Here is a 20,555-nt window from a genome sequence, read left to right as displayed (position 1 = left end):
TATCTGTCCGATTACATGTTCGGATAGTTCGGGCCGCCTGCGCCTTCCGGCGTGGTCCAGACAATGTTCTGCGACGGGTCCTTGATGTCGCAGGTTTTGCAATGGACGCAGTTCTGGGCGTTGATGACGAAACGCGGATCGGTCTTTTCCGCTTCGTTGGCATAGACCACTTCGTACACGCCCGCCGGGCAGTACAGGCGAGCGGGCTCACCGTATTTGGGCAGGTTGACGTTGATCGGCACGGACGGGTCCAGCAGCTTCAGGTGGGCCGGCTGGTCCTCGGCGTGGTTGGTGTTCGAGATGAACACCGACGACAGCTTGTCGAAGGACAGTTTGCCGTCCGGCTTCGGATACTGGATCGGCTTGTGCTGCGAGGCCGGTTCGGTCGAGGCCGCATCGGTCTTGCCATGGCGCAGGGTACCGAAGAAGGAGAAGCCGCCGGTCAGGTGGTTGACCCACAGGTCGAACATGCCGATCGCGCCGCCCAGCATGGTGCCGAACTTCGACAGCAGCGGCTTGGCGTTACGAACGATCTTCAGTTCCTTATAGACCCACGACTTCTTGTAGGACGCCTCATAGGCTTCCAGAACGTCGCCTTCGCGGCCCGCGATCACGGCATCATAGGCCGCATCGGCGGCCAGCATGCCGGTCTTCATGGCATTGTGGCTGCCCTTGATGCGCGGCACGTTCACGAAGCCTGCCGAGCAGCCGATCAGGGCACCGCCCGGGAAGGCCAGCTTCGGCACCGACTGGAAGCCGCCCTCGGTGATAGCGCGTGCACCGTAGGAGATACGGGTACCGCCTTCGAGGTGTTTGGCGACGGATTCGTGGTGCTTGAACCGCTGGAACTCGTCGAACGGCGACAGGAACGGGTTCTTGTAGTTCAGGTGAACCACGAAGCCGACCGACACATAGCGATCGCCGAAGTGATACAGGAACGAGCCGCCGCCCGTTTTGTCATCCAGCGGCCAGCCCGTGGTGTGCTGGACCAGACCCGGCTGGTGCTTGTCGGCCGGAATCTGCCACAGCTCCTTGATGCCGATGCCGAACTTCTGCGGGTCGGCATTGTCGCACAGGTTGTGCTTGGCCATGATGGTCTTGGCCAGAGAGCCGCGAACACCCTCAGCGATGAATACATATTTGCCGTGCAGTTCGATGCCCGGCTGGAAGTCGCCGGTCGGCTTGCCTTCGCGGTCGATGCCGAACACGCCCGCGACAACGCCCTTCACGCGGCCATCGTCACCCCAGACGACGTGGCTGGCGGCCATGCCCGGATAAACTTCGACGCCCAGCGCCTCGGCCTGCTCGCCCAGCCAACGGGTGACGTTACCCAGCGAGGCGATGTAGCAGCCGTGGTTGTGCATGAACGGCGGCAGAGCGAACATCGGCAGGCTGATCTGGCCTGCCGGACCCAGCACCAGGAATTTGTCTTCCTTGACCGGCGTTTCCAGCGGCGCGCCCATCTCTTTCCAGTTCGGGAAGAGTTCGTTCAGCGCCTTGGGATCGATCACGGCACCGGACAGGATGTGGCCGCCGATTTCGGCAGACTTTTCCAGTACGGCGACGTTGATTTCCTTGCCGTCTTTTTCCGCGCGCTGTTTCAGTCGAATAGCTGCCGACAGGCCGGCGGGACCACCGCCGATGATGACGACGTCATATTCCATCACTTCACGCTCGACGCCTGCCAGCGCTTCCAGCGGCGGCAGGTTGTCGATGACGGCCTCTTGCCAGGCGTTTTTGGCACCGCCTTCGGACAAATGATCTGCCATGGTTCCCCGAAATCCTTATAGTCGACGTGGTTGTATGCCTTATCAGTAGGTGACGTGGCGGCGGTCAAGGCTTATTGCCATTTGTTGTAATGAATGCACACGCACTGGATATGGCTGCCTATGAATCCCTTCTCGCCTTCTGGCGGGACGCGGGGGTGGATGCCTGTTATCTCGGCAGCCCCATAGACCATACGGAATTCAAGCCCTTACCGACTCCGGCCACGGTGCAAAAGCTGGCGGCAGTTCCCGTCACGCGCGGCCCGCTGGGCGCCACCCACGTCGGATCAGGCGTCGAAGAGGCGCGTCGATTGGCCCAGTCCGCCAATGATCTGGACGCGCTGGTCGCGGCCGTGGCCCAGTTCGAGGGCTGTGCCCTGAAGAAGATGGGTGCGCGATCCACCCTGTTCGGTCACGGCCATCCGCAAGCCGATCTGCTGGTCATCGGCGATGCCCCGACCGACGAGGACGATGCTGCCGGACGCGCATTCGCCAGCCCTGCCGGACAAATGCTCAACCGTATTCTGGACGCCGGAAAGCTGACAGAGCGCGCCTATCTGACGCAGTCTGTGTTCTGGCATCCGCCCGGCAACCGTCCGCCCACTCCCGAGGAGCAAGCCGTCTGCCTGCCCTTCATCGAGCGCGCCTGTGCGCTGATCCAGCCCAAGGCCGTGCTACTGATCGGGTCTATCGCCGCGCGCGGTGTGCTGAAAACCGATGAATCCCTGCTGAAACTTCAGGGTCGCTGGCGTGACTGGGAGCCTGAGGGGGCACCCGCCGTGCCTGCCATCGCCACCTTCCACCCCGGATTTTTGCTGCAACAACCGCAGGCTAAGGGATTGGTTTGGCGCGATATTCTATCTATCAGCGCACGTTTAGGTACGGCAAAGATTGAGCCTCAGCCATAAAATGGGCATGCTGGGCCTATTAGGATGACCAATCCACAGAGCGCCTGAACGTCCAGGGATGGGATGTTCCGGTTGCCGATGAAGGGGGCCTCCGCGCTCATGATTCCAGTGTACCGAGCGCGTCGCGCTGCTGTATCGAACCGTCGCCCGTTAACCCTGTATGCACTGCCTGTTTTGGCGTCGCTGGCCTTCGGGATCGGTTCTGAAGCCCGCGCTGACGTGACTGTCACTGTGGCCGCAGCCAATACGGCGGCGAACTATGACGGGCCTACGCCCTCGGCGCTGAGCCGCGAAGACCGGCTGACCTATACCACCGCCTTTGATGCTCTTCGCCGGGGTGATCTGGAGAGTGCCCGCGAAACCGCGCGCCGCGCGCAGGACCGCATTCTGCTGGGTCAGGTCGAGTTCGAACGCCTGTTCCACGCCAACCATGTCGCCACCTATGAAGAACTGGTCGCGTGGCTGACCGAGTATTCAGACCTTCCGATGGCCGAGCGGGTTTACACCCTGGCCATGCGCCGCTTGCCGGACGGGGCGACGCCGCCACCGCGCCCAGGCAATATTCTGGCCCGCACATGGGACAGTGTGGCCCGATCCGGTCATGCCGCCGATCCGGCCAAGGCCGCGCGCGTCATGCTGAACAATGACGATCTGCAGAATGCCTATACGACAGGGCTGGAGATCGGCGACCTCTGGTCGGCAGCGCTGGCAGCATGGCGTCTTGGAGAGTTCAACAACGCCTTCCGCGCGTTCGAACAGGTCGCCAACGATCCCACCGAAGATCCTTGGGTACGCGCAGGCGGTGCGTTCTGGGCTTCGCGAGCGGCCGGACAATCGGGCCGTCAGGACCGGATTGCCGAGATGTTGCGCATAGCCGCGCGATGGCCGGCGACCTTTTATGGCCAGATCGCCCTGCGCCAGCTGGGCGAGGAGCCGGAAATTCTAAACATCGGCCCGCGTTCCTATATGGCCGAGACCCAGCGCCCCCAAGTTTATGAGCCCAATCCGGTTCCTAACGGCGATCTGAATGCCTTTGTGCAGAACGACGCGCACGCCCGGCGCGCTCTCGCCCTGTATGAAGTCGGTCGCCGTACCGACGCCGCCGCCACCGCCCGAGAGGGCATGCGTCAGGCGCGCGATTTCCAGCAACGCCAGTTGTGGAGCGGTCTTTATCGTCTGGTCGCCCCCAGCCGCGCGGCGGATCGGGCAGCGTCACGTATCGATGCCGCCGACTATCCCCTGCCCGACCTGATGCCCGAGGGCGGCTTCACCGTCGAGCGCGCTCTGGTCTATGCTCTGGTACGCAAGGAATCCGGCTTTAACGCCAGTGCCCGCTCGCATGCGGGTGCCTATGGCATCATGCAGGTCATGCCCTCGACGGCGGCCTATATGACCGGTGACCAGTCCTATACGCGACAGCCGCAACGACTGCTGGACGCCTCGCACAATCTGAAACTGGGTCAGGAATACATCAACCGCCTGCTACAGATCGAAAGCTTCCAGGGCGATCTGCTGAAGACGGTGGCCTCCTATAATGCAGGCCCCGGCCCCATGCTGGCGGCTATCCGCAAGCTGGGCCCGACCACCGACCCGCTCCTGTTGATCGAGACCATCGATGTGCCCGAAGCGCGCGATTATGTAGAAAAGGTCGTCGCGGCATACTGGATCTATCAGCGCCTGCTGGGCGGGCCGCTGAACACGCTGGATGCTGCCGCGTCCGGCGCGACGTCGGTGCCGCTGCGCCTTGATTATCGTCCGCCCGCGCCGCAACCCTTGCAAGCGGCAGAAGCCACTGTTCACAGCACGGGTAACTAGGCTTTCCGGGGTCGGTGCGCTTTAAGCCATTCCGCTTTGCACCAGCACATAGGCCGCGCCGATCAATAGCGACAGCAGGCCATAGTTACGGAGACGGCGTCCCCAGTTGATGCCCCGATCAATAGTGCGCATGTCAGTCTGCCCCTTAGACAGACTGACACTGCCGCAAATAGTTTAAAACATCGTTCTCTGAAAAGGCGGTCGGCCTAGTGCGAGGACGAGAGTTTCAGCGCGACCAGACCCGACACGATCAACAGGGCCCCTGCCACGCGCATGGGGGTAATGGCCTCGCCCAATACCGTGATACCGACGATGAAAGCGCCCACGGCACCGATGCCGGTCCAGATGGCATAGGCCGTGCCCAGCGGCAGAGACTTCATCGCTACCGCCAGCAAGCCGAAGCTGACAATCATAAATCCGATGGTGCCGATCGACGGCCATAGCTTGGTGAAGCCCTCGGAGCTTTTCATCAGAAAAGCCCAGACGATTTCGAACAGACCGGCAAGAAGAAGGAAAACCCAGGCCACGACAGACTCCCTAGCATGGCAAGCCGGGTCGTCCCGGCGTGAGTGCCCAATGCGGGGAGGTCGTCCTCCTGATCGCCTGTCACATAGGACAAGCCACGGCGGAGTAAACCCCTTTCTTCTATGAAGGTTTCATGACCCCTGCATAACAAGGCTTTGTGCGCCTTGACTCCTACCGCCTACGGAAGGAATGAGCGGGTCCATGATCACGCGCTATACCCGCCCCGAAGCCGTCGCCATCTGGTCCCAAGATACCAAGTACAAGATCTGGTTCGAGATCGAAGCCCACGCTGCCACCAAGATGGCCGAGCTGGGTGTCATCCCGACCGAGGCTGCCGAAGCCATCTGGGCCAAGGGCAAGGATGCGACTTTCGATGCCGACCGCATCGACGAGATCGAACGCACCACCAAGCACGACGTCATCGCCTTCCTGACGCACGTTGCGGAAATCGTCGGTGACGAAGCCCGCTTCCTGCACCAGGGCATGACCTCGTCGGACGTGCTGGACACCTGCTTCGCCGTGCAACTGGCCCGCTCGTCGGACCTGCTGCTGGCGGGTGTTGATCGCGTTCTGGCCGCGCTGGAAACCCGCGCCAAGGAACACAAATACACCGTCTGCGTCGGTCGCTCGCACGGCATCCACGCCGAGCCCGTCACCTTCGGCCTGAAACTGGCTGGCTATCACGCCGAATGGCAGCGCGCCCGTCGCCGTCTGGTGACCGCCCGTGAAGAAATCGCCACCTGCGCCATTTCGGGCGCTGTCGGCACCTTCGCCAACGTCTCGCCGGAAGTGGAACAATACGTCGCCGACCAGATGGGTCTGCAGGTCGAGCCGGTCTCGACGCAGGTCATCCCGCGCGACCGTCACGCCGCCTACTTCGCCGCCCTTGGCGTCATCGCCTCGTCGATTGAGCGTCTGGCCACCGAAATTCGCCACCTGCAGCGCACCGAAGTGCTGGAAGCCGAAGAGTTCTTCGACAAGGGTCAAAAGGGCTCGTCGGCTATGCCGCACAAGCGCAACCCGATCCTGACCGAGAACCTGACCGGCCTCGCACGTCTGGTCCGCTCCTCGGTTGTTCCGGCTATGGAAAACGTCGCCCTGTGGCACGAGCGCGATATCAGCCACTCGTCGGTCGAGCGCGGCATCGGTCCGGACGCCACCATCCACCTCGACTTTGCCCTGCACCGTCTGGCGGGCGTCGTCGAGCGCATGAACATCTATCCGGAGAACATGCAGAAGAACATGGACCGCCTCGGCGGTCTGGTCTTCTCGCAGCGCGTCATGCTGGCTCTGACCCAAGCGGGTATCAGCCGCGAGGACGCCTATGCCGCCGTGCAGGAGAACGCCATGAAGGTCTGGCGTGGCGAGGGCCGCTTCATCGACTTCCTGAAGGCAGACGAGCGCGTCACCCTGCCGGACGCCGAGCTGGAGGCCCTGTTCGACATTGGCTACCACACCAAGAATGTCGACGTGATCTTCAACCGCGTGTTCGGCCAAGGCTGATCATTCGGCAACAGTCTGAAGTTTGGGGCAGCGTTTATAGGCGCTGCCCCTTTTTCATGACTTCATGATTGTCTATCACCGCAGCGCAAAATTTTATCATCTGCGGCGTATCCTCCCAATGATCCTGACACTTTCTTGCCCCGACCGTCGCGGTCTGGTGGCGGCTGTTTCCGACTTCCTGCTTCAGCGCGAAGCCAATATCATTGACGCCCAGCAGTTCGGAGAGCCGAGCAGCAGCACCTTCTTCATGCGTGTGGCCTTTGATCTGGCCGCCCATGACAGTGAGGACGCCATCCGAACGGCCTTTGCCTCGATCGCCGCCCCCCTGCAGATGGACTGGCAGATGCGCGGGGCTGAACCGCGCAAAGTCATGATCCTGACCTCCAAATTCGATCACTGTCTGGCGGACCTGCTGTACCGCTGGCGCATTGGCGAGCTGGAAATGGACATCACCGCCGTGGTCTCGAACCACCCGCGCGAGATGATCGGCCATGTCGATCTGGGCGATATCCCCTTCCACCACCTGCCGATGAAGGGCGACAAGGCAGAGCAGGAAGCCCAACTACTGGCACTGGTCGAGGAAACCGGCACAGAGCTGGTGGTGCTGGCGCGCTATATGCAGATCCTGTCGGATGATCTGGCCGCCAAGCTGGCCGGTCGCTGCATCAACATCCACCACTCCTTCCTGCCGGGCTTCAAGGGGGCCAAGCCCTATCATCAGGCCCATGCGCGCGGCGTGAAGCTGATCGGTGCCACGGCCCACTTTGTGACGGCTGATCTGGATGAAGGTCCGATCATCGATCAGGACGTCGAGCGCATCAGCCACCGCGACGCGCCCGCCGACCTGATCCGCAAGGGCCGTGACATCGAGCGACGCGTTCTGGCCCGCGCTGTGTCGCACTATCTGCAAGATCGTGTTCTGATCCACGGCGATAAGACTATCGTTTTCGACTGAGGCCGATAATGCCCACGCCCGCGCCACAGCGCGCCAAAGGATTCGCACCGGCGGTGACGCCCGATATTCGCGTGTTGATCCTTGGCAGCTTGCCGGGCGTGGCCTCTCTGGCGGCAGGGCAATACTATGCCCATCCGCGCAACAGTTTCTGGCCGATTATGTCGGCCCTGCTGGGTCAGCCTCTGGTGCAGATGCCCTATGAGGCGCGGCTAAAGGCGCTTAACGCAAGCGGTGTCGGTCTATGGGATGTGTTGGCCTCGGCCGAGCGGTCCGGCAGTCTGGACGCCGCCATCCGCTCGCCCGAGGCGGCGGATTTGCGCGGATTGATCGACACCCTGCCCGACTTGAGGGCGGTCGCGTTCAACGGCGCAAAATCGGCGGCTGTCGGCCGGAAGATCCTGAAGGATCATCTTCCCGGGATGGAACTGGTAGACTTACCGTCATCCAGTCCCGCCCATGCCCGCCCCCTCGAAGACAAGCTGGCACGGTGGGCCGTTCTGGCCCCGTTTCTTATCCGTCAGGGCCAATAAAAATATCGGAGTTATGCATCCATTTCGGATGCCAACCGTAAATTGGGGCATCGCAAAACTGCGTGAGCTAGGGAGCCCCCAATGAATACGACCGTTCGTACTGCCGGCCTTTTTGCTGCTGCCGCTGCCGCCCTGACCTTGGCAGCCTGTAACAACAATAACGCCGATGCCCCTGCGACCCCCGCAGAGCCGACGCCGGAAACTGCGCCCTTGAATCCTTCGACGACCAACGGCGCTGAAACCTCCGATATCGTGGCCGCAGCCTCGACCTCTCCCGAGTTCACCACCCTGACCAGCGCCATTCAGAGCGCAGACCTGCAAGGCCGCCTGTCGGGCCCGGGTCCGTTCACGGTCTTTGCCCCGACCAATGCGGCCTTCGAGAAGATTCCGGCTGCCACCCGCACCTCGCTGATGCAACCGGCGCAAAAAGCCGATCTCAGCAAGATTTTGACCTATCACGTCGTGCCGGGTCGCCTGACCGCCGCGGACCTGCAGGCTCAGGCCGCGGCCAATAATGGCGTTGCCACCCTGTCGACCGTACAAGGCGGCAAGCTGACCGCCCGTGATGCCGGCAACGGACAGTGGGAAGTCACCGATGCCAAGGGCAACAAGGCCAAGATCACTCTGGCCGACCAAACCCGCAGCAATGGCGTGGTGCACGTTATCGACACCGTGCTGATGCCGTAAAATACGGTGCAACCGAAGACGTCAGCCGGAGTTTAGCTGAAGTGTGTCCTCCTTGGCGCTTTGACTTCTCCCCCGACAAAGCGCCGGTGAACAAAAAGGCCCGCAACCGGATGGTTGCGGGCCTTGATGTTTTTTAAAGGCGAAATGCGCCGCGACGGGCTTATTCGCCGGCGCGGATGGCCTCGCGCGCAATCGACGCCAGCTCGTCCATCTTGGAACGGACTTCGGATTCCGACACGGTCAGGCCAGCGCCTTTGAAATCGCCGGCGATCTTGCGGAATACATCTTCATCGCCCGGCTGTTCGAAGTCGGCGCGCACGACAGCGGCAGCGTATTGCTCTGCGCTCTCGGCGGACAGGCCCATCTTCTCGGCAGCCCACAGGCCCAGCATCTTATTGCGACGGGCGATGGCCTTGAATTCCTGTTCCTGATCGAGGGCGTATTTGGCCTCGTAGGCCTGTTCCCGATCTTCGAAGGTCGTCATGCTCGTCGTAACTCCTGATCACGGACACGCAGCTCGTCCGCCATGCGGCTCTATGGCCTTACGGATGCCCGCAGGTCAACAACACATAGATACACCGAAGCACGCGAAACGCTCTAAGGATATTTGTGTCACAGCCCGCCATCAGCTAAAGGGGCGTCGGTTCTATTTAGCCGCCGTCGATTCAAGGACCGCGCTGCCCTCTGCCCCGTGCAGGCCGGGTCGCGCGTTTTTCGTTTTGTGGCAGTCTGTTACCTCCCTGTGCGGGACCACATCTGATGAACACCAAGCGCAACAAGATCTATGAAGGCAAGGCCAAGATCCTTTACGAGGGTCCCGAGCCGGGCACGCTGATCCAGTATTTCAAGGACGATGCGACCGCCTTCAACGGCGAGAAGAAGGCCCAGCTGGAAGGCAAGGGCGTCATCAACAATCGTATCAGCGAATTTGTGATGACCCGCCTAAACCAGATCGGCGTCACCAACCACTTTATCAAGCGTCTGAACCTGCGCGAGCAGCTGATTCGCGAAGTCGAGATCGTTCCGCTGGAAGTGGTGGTCCGCAATATCGCCGCGGGCTCGATTGCCAAGCGTCTGGGTCTGGAAGAGGGCACCCCGCTGCCGCGCTCCATCATCGAGTTCTACTACAAGAAAGATGAACTCAACGATCCGATGGTGTCGGAAGAGCACATCACTGCCTTCAACTGGGCCTCGACCCAGGAGATGGACGACATGTTGGCTACCGCCATTCGCGTGAACGACTTCCTGTCGGGTATGTTCTCGGCGGTCGGCATTACGCTGGTGGACTTCAAGATCGAGTTCGGCCGCATTTACGAAAACGATTTCTCGCGCGTGATTCTCGCCGACGAAATCAGCCCCGACTCGTGCCGCCTGTGGGATACCGCTACCGGCGAGAAGCTGGACAAGGACCGCTTCCGCCGCGATCTGGGCAATGTCATCGAGAGCTACACCGAAGTGGCTCGCCGTCTCGGCATCATGAAGGACATGCCGACTGTTATTCAGGGGGGTCTGCACTAATGGCCAAAGTTAAAGTTCACGTCTTCCTCAAGCCGGGCGTGCTGGATGTTCAGGGCAAGGCCGTCGAAGGTGCCCTGCAAGGTCTGGGCTGGGCGGGTGTCGCCAACGCCCGTGTCGGCAAGCTGATCGAGTTCGATCTGGCTGACGACGTGGCCGACAAAGATGCCGAAGTGAAGCGTATGTGCGAGACGCTTTTGGCCAATACGGTCATCGAGTCCTACAAGATCGAAATCGCCTAAGATGATTTTGCGGCCCGAATCCCCTGCGGATCGGGCCGCAATTTTTGCCCTGACCCAGCTGGCGTTTCAGGGACATCCCCACAGTGACGGGTCAGAGCCACGCATTATCGACGCGCTGCGCGATGCCAAGGCCCTGACCATCTCCATTGTGGCGGATCTGGAAGGCCAGATTGTTGGTCATGCCGCCTTCTCTCCCGTCGAATGGAATGATCAATCCGGCTGGTTCGGACTGGGGCCTGTGTCCGTACACCCCGACCTTCAAGGGCACGGGATCGGTCGAAAGCTGATCGAAAGCGGTCTGGAACAGTTGCGCGTCATCGGGGCCAAGGGCTGTGTCGTGCTGGGCGATCCCGCCTATTATGGACGCTTTGGATTCAAGCCGGACGCGCGTTTCACCTATCCGGACGTTCCGGCTGGATATTTCGCCGTTCTGTTATGGGATGAGCCCGCCCCGATTGCCGGGACCGTCCACTATCACCCCGCCTTTGGCTAGAACGCGGCAAACCGTCCACGGGTGATCGTCGCCTGCCTCTTGCAGGACGCTGTTCTGTTGCCCATCAAGGGTTCACCAGCGTCAACCATCTGCGGAGGGATCGCCTTATGACCTTTACCCTGACTTCCAACGACCTGACCGACGGCGGCCAGCTGCCGGACGCGCAGGTCTACGCCAAGGGCAATGTCTCGCCGCATCTGAAGTGGTCGGGCGCGCCGGAAGGCACCAAGTCGTTCGCCATCACCTGCTATGATCCCGACGCACCGACGGGCTCGGGCTTCTGGCACTGGACGGTGGCCAATATTCCGGCAGACGTCACCGAGCTGCCCGCCGGTGCCGGAACACCGGGCCATAGCGATCTGCCGTCAGGGGCCATTCAGGGCCGTACCGATTTCGGTCAGGCAGGTTTTGGTGGGGCGGCCCCACCCGCGGGCCACGGCCCGCACCGCTATATCTTCACCGTCTTTGCGGTCGACACCGAGCGTCTCGAGGTCAGTGCCGACGACTCCGGTGCTGTCTACGGCTTCAACCTGCATTTCCATACCTTGGCCAAGGCCTCGATCACCGGCATTTACGAGAACAAGGGCTGAGACCTATGGGGGGCGTCGATCCAGATAAATTGGCGGCGCTCCCGCGCCTGTTCCGCACGTTGATGCAGGCCCCCCTCATGCCCTTGCTGAGGGGTTTTCTGCCCGAAAACGACGCCGTCTACCTGCTTTACGAGCAAGACGAGCCGGTGCGCGTCGGCAGCCCGCCCCATATCGACGAATCCCTGCTCCGCTCGTCGGTGCGCATTCAGGTGTCGCTGTCCACGGGCACCGGTACGCCAGCGCCATTACACGATCCGGGACGTTTCAACCGCGTCTTGCATGCTCGGTGGATCAAGCTGGACGATCCGATGATGCGCCTGATGCTCGAAGTGTATGCCAGCCAGTTTCTAGGCGTCGCCGTCAGCAATCCACGGCTTATCAACACACTGATGTCTCCGACGGCCTCTACGAATTATAACCGCCAAAGCGCTTAAATCTTCGCCTGCCCCTTACCGAGGGCAGTTCCAGATGCCAGATACGCGGCATGTCCTCCCCAGACCTTGACGCCGCGTCCACCCCCACCCCTTTTCTTTCCGGTCAGCGCTTGGCGCTGGTGCTGATCTCGCTGGCTATGGGCGGGTTCGCCATTGGCGTGACCGAGTTCGCCGCCATGAGCGTGCTGCCCGACTTTGCCAAGGGATTGGGCGTGGACGAGCCCACCGCAGGCCACGTCATCAGCGCCTATGCGGCCGGTGTGGTGGTCGGTGCGCCGATTCTGGCCGTCATGGGCGCACGGCTGCCGCGCTGGCTACTGCTGATCGGCCTTATGGGGCTGTTTGCCATCGGCAATGGCCTCAGCGCTATTGCTCCGGACTATCAGTGGATGCTGGTGTTCCGCTTTCTGAGCGGCATCCCGCACGGGGCCTATTTCGGTGTGGCCGCATTGATGATTGCCAGCATTGTCCCGTTGCAGTTCCGTGCGCGGGCGGTGTCGACCACCCTTCTGGGCCTGACCTTCGCCACGGTCTTCGGTGTGCCCGCCGTCAATCTGGTCAGCCAGCATTTCGGGTGGCGGTGGACCTTTGCCATCGTCAGCGTGGTGGCCATTCTGACGATGGTGCTGATTGCCCTTTACGCACCGCGCGACAAAGGCGACCCCGAGGCCGTGCCCATGCGCGAGCTGGGCGCACTGAAAAGCGGACAAGTCTGGCTGACGCTGGGGGTGGGTGCCATCGGCTTTGGCGGCATGTTCTGCGTCTATGCCTATGTGGCGTCGACCGCACAGGCGGTCACCGGCGTGGGCCCCTCTATCCTGCCCGTCATCTTTGCCATCTTTGGCGTGGGCATGATGATCGGCAATGTGCTGGGGGGCTGGGCCGCCGACCGGTTCGGCATGAAGGCAGCGGCGGGTCTGTTGCTGTGGAGCGCATTTGCACTGTGCCTGTATCCTCTGGCCGCGCAGAACCTGTCGACGCTGCTGCCGGTCGTCGTGATGATCGGCATTGGCGGCGGTCTGGGATCGGTGCTGCAAACCCGCCTGATGGATGTGGCAGGCGATGCCCAAACCCTGGCCGCCGCGCTGAATCACTCGGCCTTTAATCTGGCCAATGCCTTGGGGCCCTTATTGGGGGGAATGGCCATTGCAGCGGGCTGGGGCTTTGCCTCGACAGGGTATGTCGGGGCCGGTCTTGCCCTCGGGGGGCTGGCGATCTGGGTGGTCGCCTATCTGACCGGTCGCAAAACTGTCGTGAAAAACCCCTGACCGTCGACTGACATTTTCCCAGAAGGGTGCTAGGAGCCCGCGTTATGAGCGCAGCCGTCATCGTATACCCCGGTTCCAACTGCGACCGCGACTGTAAGGTCGCCGTCGAACGCTCCACGGGCGAGCAAGTCTCCATGGTCTGGCATGACGAGACCGAACTGCCTGCGGACCTTGACCTGATCGTCATTCCGGGAGGTTTCTCCTATGGTGACTATCTGCGTTGCGGGGCCATGGCGGCCCAGTCGGCCATCATGCCTGCCATCAAAAAGGCCGCCGAACAGGGCGTGACCATTGTGGGCATCTGCAACGGTTTCCAGATCCTGTGCGAAATGGGCCTGCTGCCCGGTGCCCTGCTGCGCAACCAGAACCTGAAATACATCTGCAAGCCGATCAGCCTGCAGGTCGCCAACCCGAACACCCGCTTTACCAAACTCTACGGCGAGCAGGCCGAGGTCGTGATGACCCAGGGCAATGGCGACGGTAACTATTTCGCCGATCCCGAGACGCTGCAGCGCCTCGAGGACAACGGTCAGGTCGTCTTCCGCTACGTCGACAACCCGAACGGCTCGGTCAACAACATCGCCGGCATCATGAACGAAGCGGGCAATGTCATCGGCATGATGCCCCACCCCGACCGCGCCTTCGAAGCCGAACTGGGCAGCGCCGACGGTGCTACCCTGTTCCAGAGCATCTACGCCTCGCTGTAAGGTCTGGGACCACCGTGATCGAAAAGCCCCGCCAGAGCGATCTGGCGGGGCTTTTGCTTATTTGCGGTCCAGCACACTGGCAGCGCGGCCGGTGTCGGACTCGATGGTTTCGTCGGCCTTGCGCTTTTCGGTGCCGCCTTCCAGCGTGCCCTTCTCGCCGCTTTCGCCGATAGCGGCCAGTTCTCTGGCACCGACACCCAGACCCTGTTGCACAGCGCGGTTGGTGTCGACTTCTTCCGGTTCGTTGTCGAAATCGTCCTGCGGGCGGTCAGCCATGGCGGTCTCCTTTGCGTGGGGTTCACCAGATCAACCCGTCCACGGCAGTGGCGGTTCCGTGAACCATCGCGCCCCCTATGCGTAGTTACAGGCGATACCCGCGCTATTTGTGGGTCTTGGGTTGGGAGCTGCCATGTCCATCGAACGTCCTACGCCTGCACAGAGAACCCGTCGTCTGGCGGTTCTGGCTGCGGCTGTTTTCGCCATTGTGGTGCCGCTGCTGCAGAACCTGCTGAATCTGGGTCTCACACAGGCCGAGTTCGCGGCGGACGGCAATGAGACCCTGCGCGTGGCGGGATATGCTTTTTCAATCTGGGGGCTGATCTACGCGGGCATCGCGGCCTATGCGATCCGGCAGGTCCTGCCCAATACCGGCGAAAGTACTTTGATCAACCGCATGGGCTGGCCGTCGTTTGTCAGCTTCTTTGGCATCGGTCTCTGGATCATCATGGCGGCTGCCAATCTCAAGGTGGCCAGTGTTCTGGTGATCTTTGCCAGCCTGCTGGCCGTGCTGGTGCCACTGCTGGCCTTGTCCGGCGTCATTCGCTCGACACCGCTTATGCACCGTGACCGCATGCTTCTGATCTGGCCGCTGGCCGCACTGGCCGGTTGGTTGACCGTGGCGGCACCGTTGAATCTGATTACGACGGCTACGGCGCTGGAAGCTCTGCCGACGGCCTTGTCACCGGTGGGCTGGGCGATTCTGGCCGTTGTGGCCATCACGCTGGTGGGTCTGGGCGTGAGCTGGGCCCTGCGTACCCTCGCCTATCCGCTGCCCATCGCATGGGGCCTGATCGGAGCCTTCGTGGCCGAGCAGGAAACCCAACCCATGCTGGCGTTTACGGCGCTGGCCGCGGCTCTTTTGCTTGTGGTTGGCGGTGTGATCTTCGCGTTTGGTCTGCGTCGCGGCATCGAACGCGTCGCCTGACACAAAACAGTTGCCAAACGGTGGCTGACAGAACGTCCGTACAAGGCTAATAGGCGCGCTTATGAGCGCGCCACAAAAGACCCCCGAGAAGTCAATTGCCCAACTGGCCGAAGAGTACGGCCTCGCCCCTAACGAATATCAGGTCCTGCTGGACCGGTTGGGCCGTGAGCCCAATCAGGTCGAGCTGGGCGTCTTCTCGGTGATGTGGTCCGAGCACTGCTCGTACAAATCATCCAAGAAGCAGCTGATGAAATTCCCCGTTACGGGCGAACGCGTCATCTGCGGTCCGGGCGAGAACGCCGGCGTCATCGACATCGATGACGGCGATGCCTGCATCTTCAAGATGGAGAGCCACAACCACCCGTCCTACATCGAGCCTTACCAAGGCGCGGCGACGGGTGTGGGCGGCATCATGCGTGACGTCTTCACCATGGGCGCGCGCCCTGTGGCCCTGCTGAACGCCCTGCGTTTCGGTGACCCGAGCCACGAGAAGTCCAAGCGTCTCGTCAAGGGCGTGGTCGCCGGTATCGGTGGCTATGGCAACTGCGTCGGCGTCCCGACCGTTGCGGGCGAGACCAACTTCCACAAGGGCTATAACGGCAACATCCTCGTCAACGCCATGTGCGTGGGCTTGGCCAAGGCCCACGAGATCTATTATTCGGCCGCACCGGAAGCGGGCCACGATGTGGTCTACTTCGGCTCCAAGACCGGCCGCGACGGCATCCACGGCGCGACCATGTCGTCGGCAGAGTTCGACGATGAGTCCGACGCCAAGCGCCCGACCGTTCAGGTCGGCGACCCGTTCGCTGAAAAGCTGCTGATCGAAGCCACGCTGGAACTGATGCAGTCCGGCGCAGTCGCCGCCATTCAAGACATGGGTGCCGCTGGCCTGACCTCTTCGTCGGTTGAAATGGCCGGCAAGGGCGGCGTGGGCATCGAGCTTGACCTCGACAAGGTTCCGCAGCGCGAAACCGAAATGACCGCCTACGAGATGATGCTCTCGGAATCGCAGGAGCGTATGCTCGCAGTTCTGAAGCCGGGTTACGAAGAGACCGGCTACCGCATCTTCAAGAAATGGGGTCTGGACTTCGCCATCATCGGCAAGACCACCGACACCGGCCATCTGGTGCTGAAGCACAAGGGCGAGACTGTCTGCGACGTGCCGCTGGCTCCGCTGTTCGACGATGCGCCGCTGTATGACCGTCCGTGGGTCCAGCCGGAACTGCATCCGGCCCTGACGCCTGCCGATGTTCCGGCACCGGAAAGCTGGAACGATGCGGTCCTGTCGGTGCTGACCTGCCCTGACATGGCCTCCAAGCGCTGGATCTGGGAACAGTACGACCGTCACGTCATGGCTGACACCTTGCAAGATTCGGCCACGGGTGCTGACGCTGGCGTAGTTCGCGTGCATGGCACCGAAAAGGGTCTGGCCGTCACCTCGGACTGCACCCCGCGTTATGTCCAGAACGATCCGTATGAAGGCGGCAAGCAGGCTGTAGCCGAGGCTTGGCGCAACCTGACGGCCGTCGGCTCGCGCCCGATCGCCATCACAGACAACCTGAACTTCGGCAACCCTCAGCGCCCTGAAATCATGGGCCAGATCGTGCGTGCCACCGACGGCATGGCCGAGGCCTGCCGCGAACTGGACTTCCCCGTCGTGTCGGGCAACGTCTCGCTCTACAACGAGACCAATGGCGTCGCCATTCCGCCGACGCCGACCGTGGGCGCTGTTGGCCTGCTGCCGAACTATGACGTGGTCACCGGCTTTGCAGGCGCGGCAGAGGGCGATGCCCTTGTGCTGATCGGCGAAACCAAGGGTTCGCTGGGTGCGTCCATCTATCTGCGTGAAGTGCTGAACCGTGAAGACGGCGCACCGCCGCCAGTGGACCTGAAGCTGGAACGCAAGACGGGCGACTTCGTCCGTTCGCTGATCGAGGCTGGCGAGCTGACGGTGGTTCACGACCTGTCGGACGGCGGTCTGGTCGGTGCGGCGGGCGACATCGCCCTCGCCTCGGACGTCGGTATCGAGCTGAACGCTGGCGAGGCTGCGGCCCACGGCTTCTTCTTCGGTGAAGACCAAGCCCGCTATCTGGTTGCTGTGACCAATGCCGACGAAATCGTCGCCAAGGCCAAGGCTGCCGGTCTGGTCGCCTCGGTTGTCGGCAAGGTGGTCGGGAACGACTTTGTCGGCTCGGACGCTTCAGGTGAACTGTTCCGCATCCCTGTCGCGCATCTACGCGAAATGCACGAAAGCTGGATGCCGAACTGGATCGAAAACTAGTCATCCCAGTCGAGGTTGTTGATGCGCCGTCTTCTTCTTGCTGCTGCCCTGCCCTTTGCCCTTGTGGCCTGTGACGGCGGCGGCGACCCTGTCGCGCAGGCGACGCAGGAGATTGCGGCCAACAACCACGCCCGCACCGTCAAAGACGGTACGGTGTCTGGTGCAGAGGTTGATCATGCTGCCATGGGTCACGGCACACATGGCAGCGACGGCCCAACCGAGGCGGACAAACTGTACGCCGAAGGCGAGGCCGAAATGCACCGCCTGATGGCTGCCGCATCGGGCAATACGCCGGACGAGGCCTACATCAACAAGATGATCGCCCACCATCAGGGCGCAGTGGCCATGGCTCGCACGGCGCTGGCCAATGCCAAGGACCCGCAGGTTCGCCAGTGGGCCCAAGGCGTGATCGACGCTCAAGAGCGCGAAATCGCCGAAATGCGCGCCTGGAAACCGGCGCAGTAAGCCTTCCGCCCCAGCATTACGAAAAAGAGGCCTTTCGGCCTCTTTTTTTATGCGCCGAGCAGGGTTACGCCATGACGCATGACCGATCACCTAGCGGATCAGCGCCTGCGCATCGCCATCGTCGTTCCGCCCGGAGGCCTGTTCTGCGCGCGCCAGCCGAACTCTATGGAGACGGTGATACGCACCCTGACGCACCATGTGTCGGCGCAAGAAGACGTGCGTATTTTTGCCTCGGCGGGCGCACAGGATCACGACAGCGCCGTGCCCGTGGTCACGATCGATCCGGCCCAGCCCAATGCCCTGATTGATGCCCTAAAGGCGTTTGATCCGCACATCGTCGAATGCCACCAGCATGTGATCGAGGCGACCCGCATCGCCAGCCACCTGCCCGATGCCGTCAGCGTGGTTTACCGGCACAATGCGCTGAAGGCGTCCAAGGGTTTCATCAGCCGTTGGCGCTATCAGCAGCGCTATAAAAAGATCGACCATTTTGTCTTCGTCAGCCAGTCCGAACGCCGCATCTTCATGCGCGACTATCCGGCGCTGGCTGAACGGGCCCATGTGGTGCCCAATGCCATTTATGTTGCGCCTTGGCGGGCCGAGGTGGCCGAGCGCGACAAGCTGATCGTCTTTTCCGGTCGCGCCATGCCGGAAAAGGGCGTGTCCGAAGTGTGCACCGCCCTGCCCGCCGTGCTGGATGCCCGTCCCGACTGGCGCGCGGTGCTGCTGTTGAACGACTGGCTGACGCACGAGGCATGGGCCGCGCCGCATGTCGCCCCGCTGCGCCGCTATAAGGAACGGGTGCAGGTGCTGCATTCGGCCCCCTTGGCCGAGGTGCAGGCCATTATGAAATCCGCCGACATCGCCCTGACGCCATCCCTATGGGAAGAACCGCTGGGCCTGACGGCGCTGGAGGCCCATGCGGCGGGGGTGGCTCTGATTTCATCCGGTCGTGGCGGACTGAAGGAGGCCAGCGGGCCCCATGCCTTTTATGTCGACCCCGTGACGCCCGAGGCGCTGACCACCGCCATGCTGCATCTGATCGATCACTCGGCCGAGCGGCTGGAGATGGCGCGCGTGGCCCAGACCTATGTGGTGGATGAACATTCGCCGGCCAAACGCGCGGCAGAGCTGACAGCGCTGAGATTGAGAATGGCAGGGCGCGCCATTACGGCATAGCTCTTCTTTTTGACATCTTCGTCAGTATGATGCCTTGTGATGAGAAGGAGTGCATCATGACTGACGCCGCCGCCTCGACCCCGTTGGTATCCAGCGGCTTTCGCCCCTGGGTTCCCGCGCAGCGCACCAAGGAAATGGGGCTTGTGCCCTTCCTGTGGGAAAGCTGGCGCAACCCGTTGCAGATCTGGGGCCGCATCCACTTCAAACAGCTTTATGTGGCAGGCATGTCGCCGCTGGGCCGCACGCTGGTGGTCAGCGATCCTGCGGGCGTGCGCCATGTGCTGACGGACAATGCGCTCAACTATGAAAAGGGCGACCTGCAACGCCGCGTGCTGGGCCCGATGCTGGCTGACGGACTGTTGCTGACCGAAGGCGAGCAGTGGCGTCGCGCCCGCCGGATCATGGCCCCGCTGTTCACCCCTGCCTATACGGCAAAGACCGCCGAGATCATGGATGCTGTCTGCCGCCGCCGTGTGGAGGGCTGGCATCTGGATCAGGGCGCGCGTGTGCTGAACATCGACCACGAGATGAGCGGCCTGACGTTCGACATTCTGTCAGCCACCATGTTCTCGGATGATCTGGACGGCGATGCTGCCGGTTTCGAGCGGGCGCTGAACTCGTTCCTCAACGTCGGCGCACGCATCAGCCCGCTGGACGCCCTGAAGGCACCGGACTGGATTCCGCGCATCGGCAAGGTCGCCACGCGCGGCTCGGCCCGCTTCTTCGAGGAGCGGGTGAAGGCGCTGATCGTGCGACGCCGCAAGCGGATCGAGGCGGGCGATGCGCCCGATGATCTGCTGACGGCCCTATTGTCGGCGCGCGATGAGGAAGGCGATGGCTCGGGCCTGTCGGACCATGAGGTTATGTCCAACATCCTGACCTTCATTCTGGCCGGGCACGAAACCACAGCGCGGACGCTGGGCTGGACCCTGCATCTGATCACCCGCGACAAGGGCGTGGCCCAAAAGCTGAAGGCCGAGGCCGACGCATGGGATCGTTCGCCTGCCGGTATCAAACAGATGGTCTGGCACAAGGCTGTCATCGAGGAAGCCATGCGCCTGTTCCCCCCTGCCCCCGCCATGGTGCGTCAGGCTGTGGCCGACGATGTGATCGAGGGCCATGAGGTGAAGGTGGGCGACAGCATCGTCATCGCGCCGTGGCTGATCCAGCGCCACGAACTGCTGTGGGACGAGCCGGACGTGTTCAAGCCAGAGCGCTTTTTGCCGGAAAACCGCAAGAGCATCGACCGCCATGCCTGGCTGCCGTTCAGCGGCGGACCACGCATCTGCATCGGCGCGGCCTTTGCCATGCAGGAAGCCGTGGTGGCGCTGGCCGAGATCATGAAGGCCGTCGAAGTCGAAGCCATCACGCCCATCGAGCCCAAGCCCGTCCATCAGGTAACCCTGCGCAGCCGCGAGACGTTGCGGTTGAGGTTGCGGGCAAGGAAATAGGCCGTCCCCCTCCCCCGCTTTATGGGAAAGGATGAAA

Annotated in this window: 22 protein-coding genes; 18 read left to right on the top strand and 4 right to left on the bottom strand. The window is 62.2% G+C overall.

Translation table 11 applies throughout. The annotated features are described in order from the left end of the window. Nucleotides 1-11: 11 nt before the first annotated feature. Complete coding sequence (locus tag B3B04_RS09050; protein ID WP_292042127.1) at nucleotides 12-1,664, bottom strand: electron transfer flavoprotein-ubiquinone oxidoreductase; 1,653 nt, start codon at nucleotides 1,662-1,664, stop codon at nucleotides 12-14. Nucleotides 1,665-1,858: 194 nt separating this feature from the next. On the opposite strand from B3B04_RS09050, the gene B3B04_RS09045 reads away from it, so the two are divergent. Both B3B04_RS09045 and B3B04_RS09040 read left to right on the top strand, forming a co-directional pair. After that, entirely contained in the window at nucleotides 1,859-2,674 is an 816-nt protein-coding gene (locus tag B3B04_RS09045; protein ID WP_292042090.1) for a uracil-DNA glycosylase, read from the top strand. A gap of 99 nt (nucleotides 2,675-2,773) precedes the next feature. After that, nucleotides 2,774-4,489: a lytic transglycosylase domain-containing protein gene (locus B3B04_RS09040; protein WP_292042089.1), complete on the top strand. Its 1,716-nt coding sequence runs from the start codon at nucleotides 2,774-2,776 to the stop codon at nucleotides 4,487-4,489. A 206-nt stretch (nucleotides 4,490-4,695) separates the two neighbouring features. Here the strand turns inward: B3B04_RS09040 and B3B04_RS09035 are convergent, their stop codons facing one another. Then, the gene (locus tag B3B04_RS09035) at nucleotides 4,696-5,016 is read right to left on the bottom strand and encodes a DMT family transporter (protein ID WP_292042088.1); all 321 of its coding nucleotides are present in this window, start codon (nucleotides 5,014-5,016) and stop codon (nucleotides 4,696-4,698) included. A 199-nt stretch (nucleotides 5,017-5,215) separates the two neighbouring features. Here B3B04_RS09035 and purB point away from each other — a divergent pair, with 199 nt between their 5' ends. The 4 genes from purB (at nucleotide 5,216) to B3B04_RS09015 (ending at nucleotide 8,689) form a co-directional block, all read left to right on the top strand. Continuing rightward, on the top strand, nucleotides 5,216-6,517 hold the full coding sequence (gene purB / locus B3B04_RS09030; protein ID WP_292042087.1) for an adenylosuccinate lyase: 1,302 nt from the start codon (nucleotides 5,216-5,218) through the stop codon (nucleotides 6,515-6,517). 118 nt (nucleotides 6,518-6,635) lie between these two features. Continuing rightward, the gene (purU, locus tag B3B04_RS09025) at nucleotides 6,636-7,472 is read left to right on the top strand and encodes a formyltetrahydrofolate deformylase (protein ID WP_292042086.1); all 837 of its coding nucleotides are present in this window, start codon (nucleotides 6,636-6,638) and stop codon (nucleotides 7,470-7,472) included. A gap of 8 nt (nucleotides 7,473-7,480) precedes the next feature. Further along, a complete protein-coding gene (locus B3B04_RS09020; RefSeq protein WP_292042085.1) occupies nucleotides 7,481-8,002 on the top strand; it encodes a DNA-deoxyinosine glycosylase in 522 nt (173 codons plus the stop codon). A gap of 81 nt (nucleotides 8,003-8,083) precedes the next feature. Next, a complete protein-coding gene (locus B3B04_RS09015; protein ID WP_292042083.1) occupies nucleotides 8,084-8,689 on the top strand; it encodes a fasciclin domain-containing protein in 606 nt (201 codons plus the stop codon). Nucleotides 8,690-8,849: 160 nt separating this feature from the next. Here the strand turns inward: B3B04_RS09015 and B3B04_RS09010 are convergent, their stop codons facing one another. After that, nucleotides 8,850-9,173, bottom strand: a complete 324-nt coding sequence (locus B3B04_RS09010; protein WP_292042081.1) for a DUF1476 domain-containing protein — start codon at nucleotides 9,171-9,173, stop codon at nucleotides 8,850-8,852. Between the two features lie 275 nt (nucleotides 9,174-9,448). Between B3B04_RS09010 and purC the strand changes: the two genes are divergently transcribed. The 7 genes from purC (at nucleotide 9,449) to purQ (ending at nucleotide 13,938) form a co-directional block, all read left to right on the top strand. Next, nucleotides 9,449-10,207 carry a phosphoribosylaminoimidazolesuccinocarboxamide synthase gene (gene purC, locus B3B04_RS09005; RefSeq protein WP_292042080.1) on the top strand — a complete coding sequence of 253 codons (759 nt, stop codon included), beginning with the start codon at nucleotides 9,449-9,451 and terminating at the stop codon, nucleotides 10,205-10,207. Beyond that, entirely contained in the window at nucleotides 10,207-10,446 is a 240-nt protein-coding gene (purS, locus tag B3B04_RS09000) for a phosphoribosylformylglycinamidine synthase subunit PurS (protein WP_292042079.1), read from the top strand. Before purC ends, purS begins: the two co-directional genes overlap by 1 nt. 1 nt (nucleotide 10,447) lies before the next feature. Continuing rightward, nucleotides 10,448-10,939 (top strand): GNAT family N-acetyltransferase, encoded by a 492-nt coding sequence (locus tag B3B04_RS08995; RefSeq protein ID WP_292042077.1) that lies wholly within the window; start codon nucleotides 10,448-10,450, stop codon nucleotides 10,937-10,939. A gap of 107 nt (nucleotides 10,940-11,046) precedes the next feature. Beyond that, entirely contained in the window at nucleotides 11,047-11,529 is a 483-nt protein-coding gene (locus B3B04_RS08990; protein ID WP_292042076.1) for a YbhB/YbcL family Raf kinase inhibitor-like protein, read from the top strand. 5 nt (nucleotides 11,530-11,534) lie between these two features. Beyond that, complete coding sequence (locus tag B3B04_RS08985) at nucleotides 11,535-11,963, top strand: hypothetical protein (protein ID WP_292042074.1); 429 nt, start codon at nucleotides 11,535-11,537, stop codon at nucleotides 11,961-11,963. Nucleotides 11,964-12,013: 50 nt separating this feature from the next. Beyond that, nucleotides 12,014-13,231, top strand: a complete 1,218-nt coding sequence (locus tag B3B04_RS08980; protein WP_292042073.1) for an MFS transporter — start codon at nucleotides 12,014-12,016, stop codon at nucleotides 13,229-13,231. A 44-nt stretch (nucleotides 13,232-13,275) separates the two neighbouring features. After that, nucleotides 13,276-13,938 (top strand): phosphoribosylformylglycinamidine synthase subunit PurQ, encoded by a 663-nt coding sequence (purQ, locus tag B3B04_RS08975; protein ID WP_292042072.1) that lies wholly within the window; start codon nucleotides 13,276-13,278, stop codon nucleotides 13,936-13,938. Nucleotides 13,939-13,995: 57 nt separating this feature from the next. Here purQ and B3B04_RS08970 read toward each other — a convergent pair whose 3' ends face one another. Then, nucleotides 13,996-14,214, bottom strand: coding sequence for a hypothetical protein (locus B3B04_RS08970; RefSeq protein ID WP_292042070.1), 219 nt, complete (start codon nucleotides 14,212-14,214; stop codon nucleotides 13,996-13,998). 133 nt (nucleotides 14,215-14,347) lie between these two features. Here B3B04_RS08970 and B3B04_RS08965 point away from each other — a divergent pair, with 133 nt between their 5' ends. The 5 genes from B3B04_RS08965 (at nucleotide 14,348) to B3B04_RS08945 (ending at nucleotide 20,518) form a co-directional block, all read left to right on the top strand. Beyond that, nucleotides 14,348-15,142 (top strand): hypothetical protein, encoded by a 795-nt coding sequence (locus B3B04_RS08965; RefSeq protein WP_292042069.1) that lies wholly within the window; start codon nucleotides 14,348-14,350, stop codon nucleotides 15,140-15,142. Between the two features lie 61 nt (nucleotides 15,143-15,203). Beyond that, complete coding sequence (gene purL / locus B3B04_RS08960) at nucleotides 15,204-17,423, top strand: phosphoribosylformylglycinamidine synthase subunit PurL (RefSeq protein ID WP_292042068.1); 2,220 nt, start codon at nucleotides 15,204-15,206, stop codon at nucleotides 17,421-17,423. A gap of 21 nt (nucleotides 17,424-17,444) precedes the next feature. Beyond that, nucleotides 17,445-17,888, top strand: a complete 444-nt coding sequence (locus B3B04_RS08955; RefSeq protein WP_292042067.1) for a DUF305 domain-containing protein — start codon at nucleotides 17,445-17,447, stop codon at nucleotides 17,886-17,888. Nucleotides 17,889-17,966: 78 nt separating this feature from the next. After that, a complete protein-coding gene (locus tag B3B04_RS08950) occupies nucleotides 17,967-19,067 on the top strand; it encodes a glycosyltransferase family 4 protein (protein WP_292042066.1) in 1,101 nt (366 codons plus the stop codon). 56 nt (nucleotides 19,068-19,123) lie between these two features. After that, nucleotides 19,124-20,518, top strand: coding sequence for a cytochrome P450 (locus B3B04_RS08945; protein WP_292042065.1), 1,395 nt, complete (start codon nucleotides 19,124-19,126; stop codon nucleotides 20,516-20,518). The last annotated feature ends 37 nt before the right edge of the window (nucleotides 20,519-20,555 follow it).

It is taken from the genome of Brevundimonas sp. UBA5713 (assembly GCF_002419815.1).
GTDB lineage: Bacteria > Pseudomonadota > Alphaproteobacteria > Caulobacterales > Caulobacteraceae > Brevundimonas.
The sequence above is the reverse complement of the archived record's forward strand: the minus strand, read 5'-3'. Positions and strand labels throughout refer to the sequence as shown.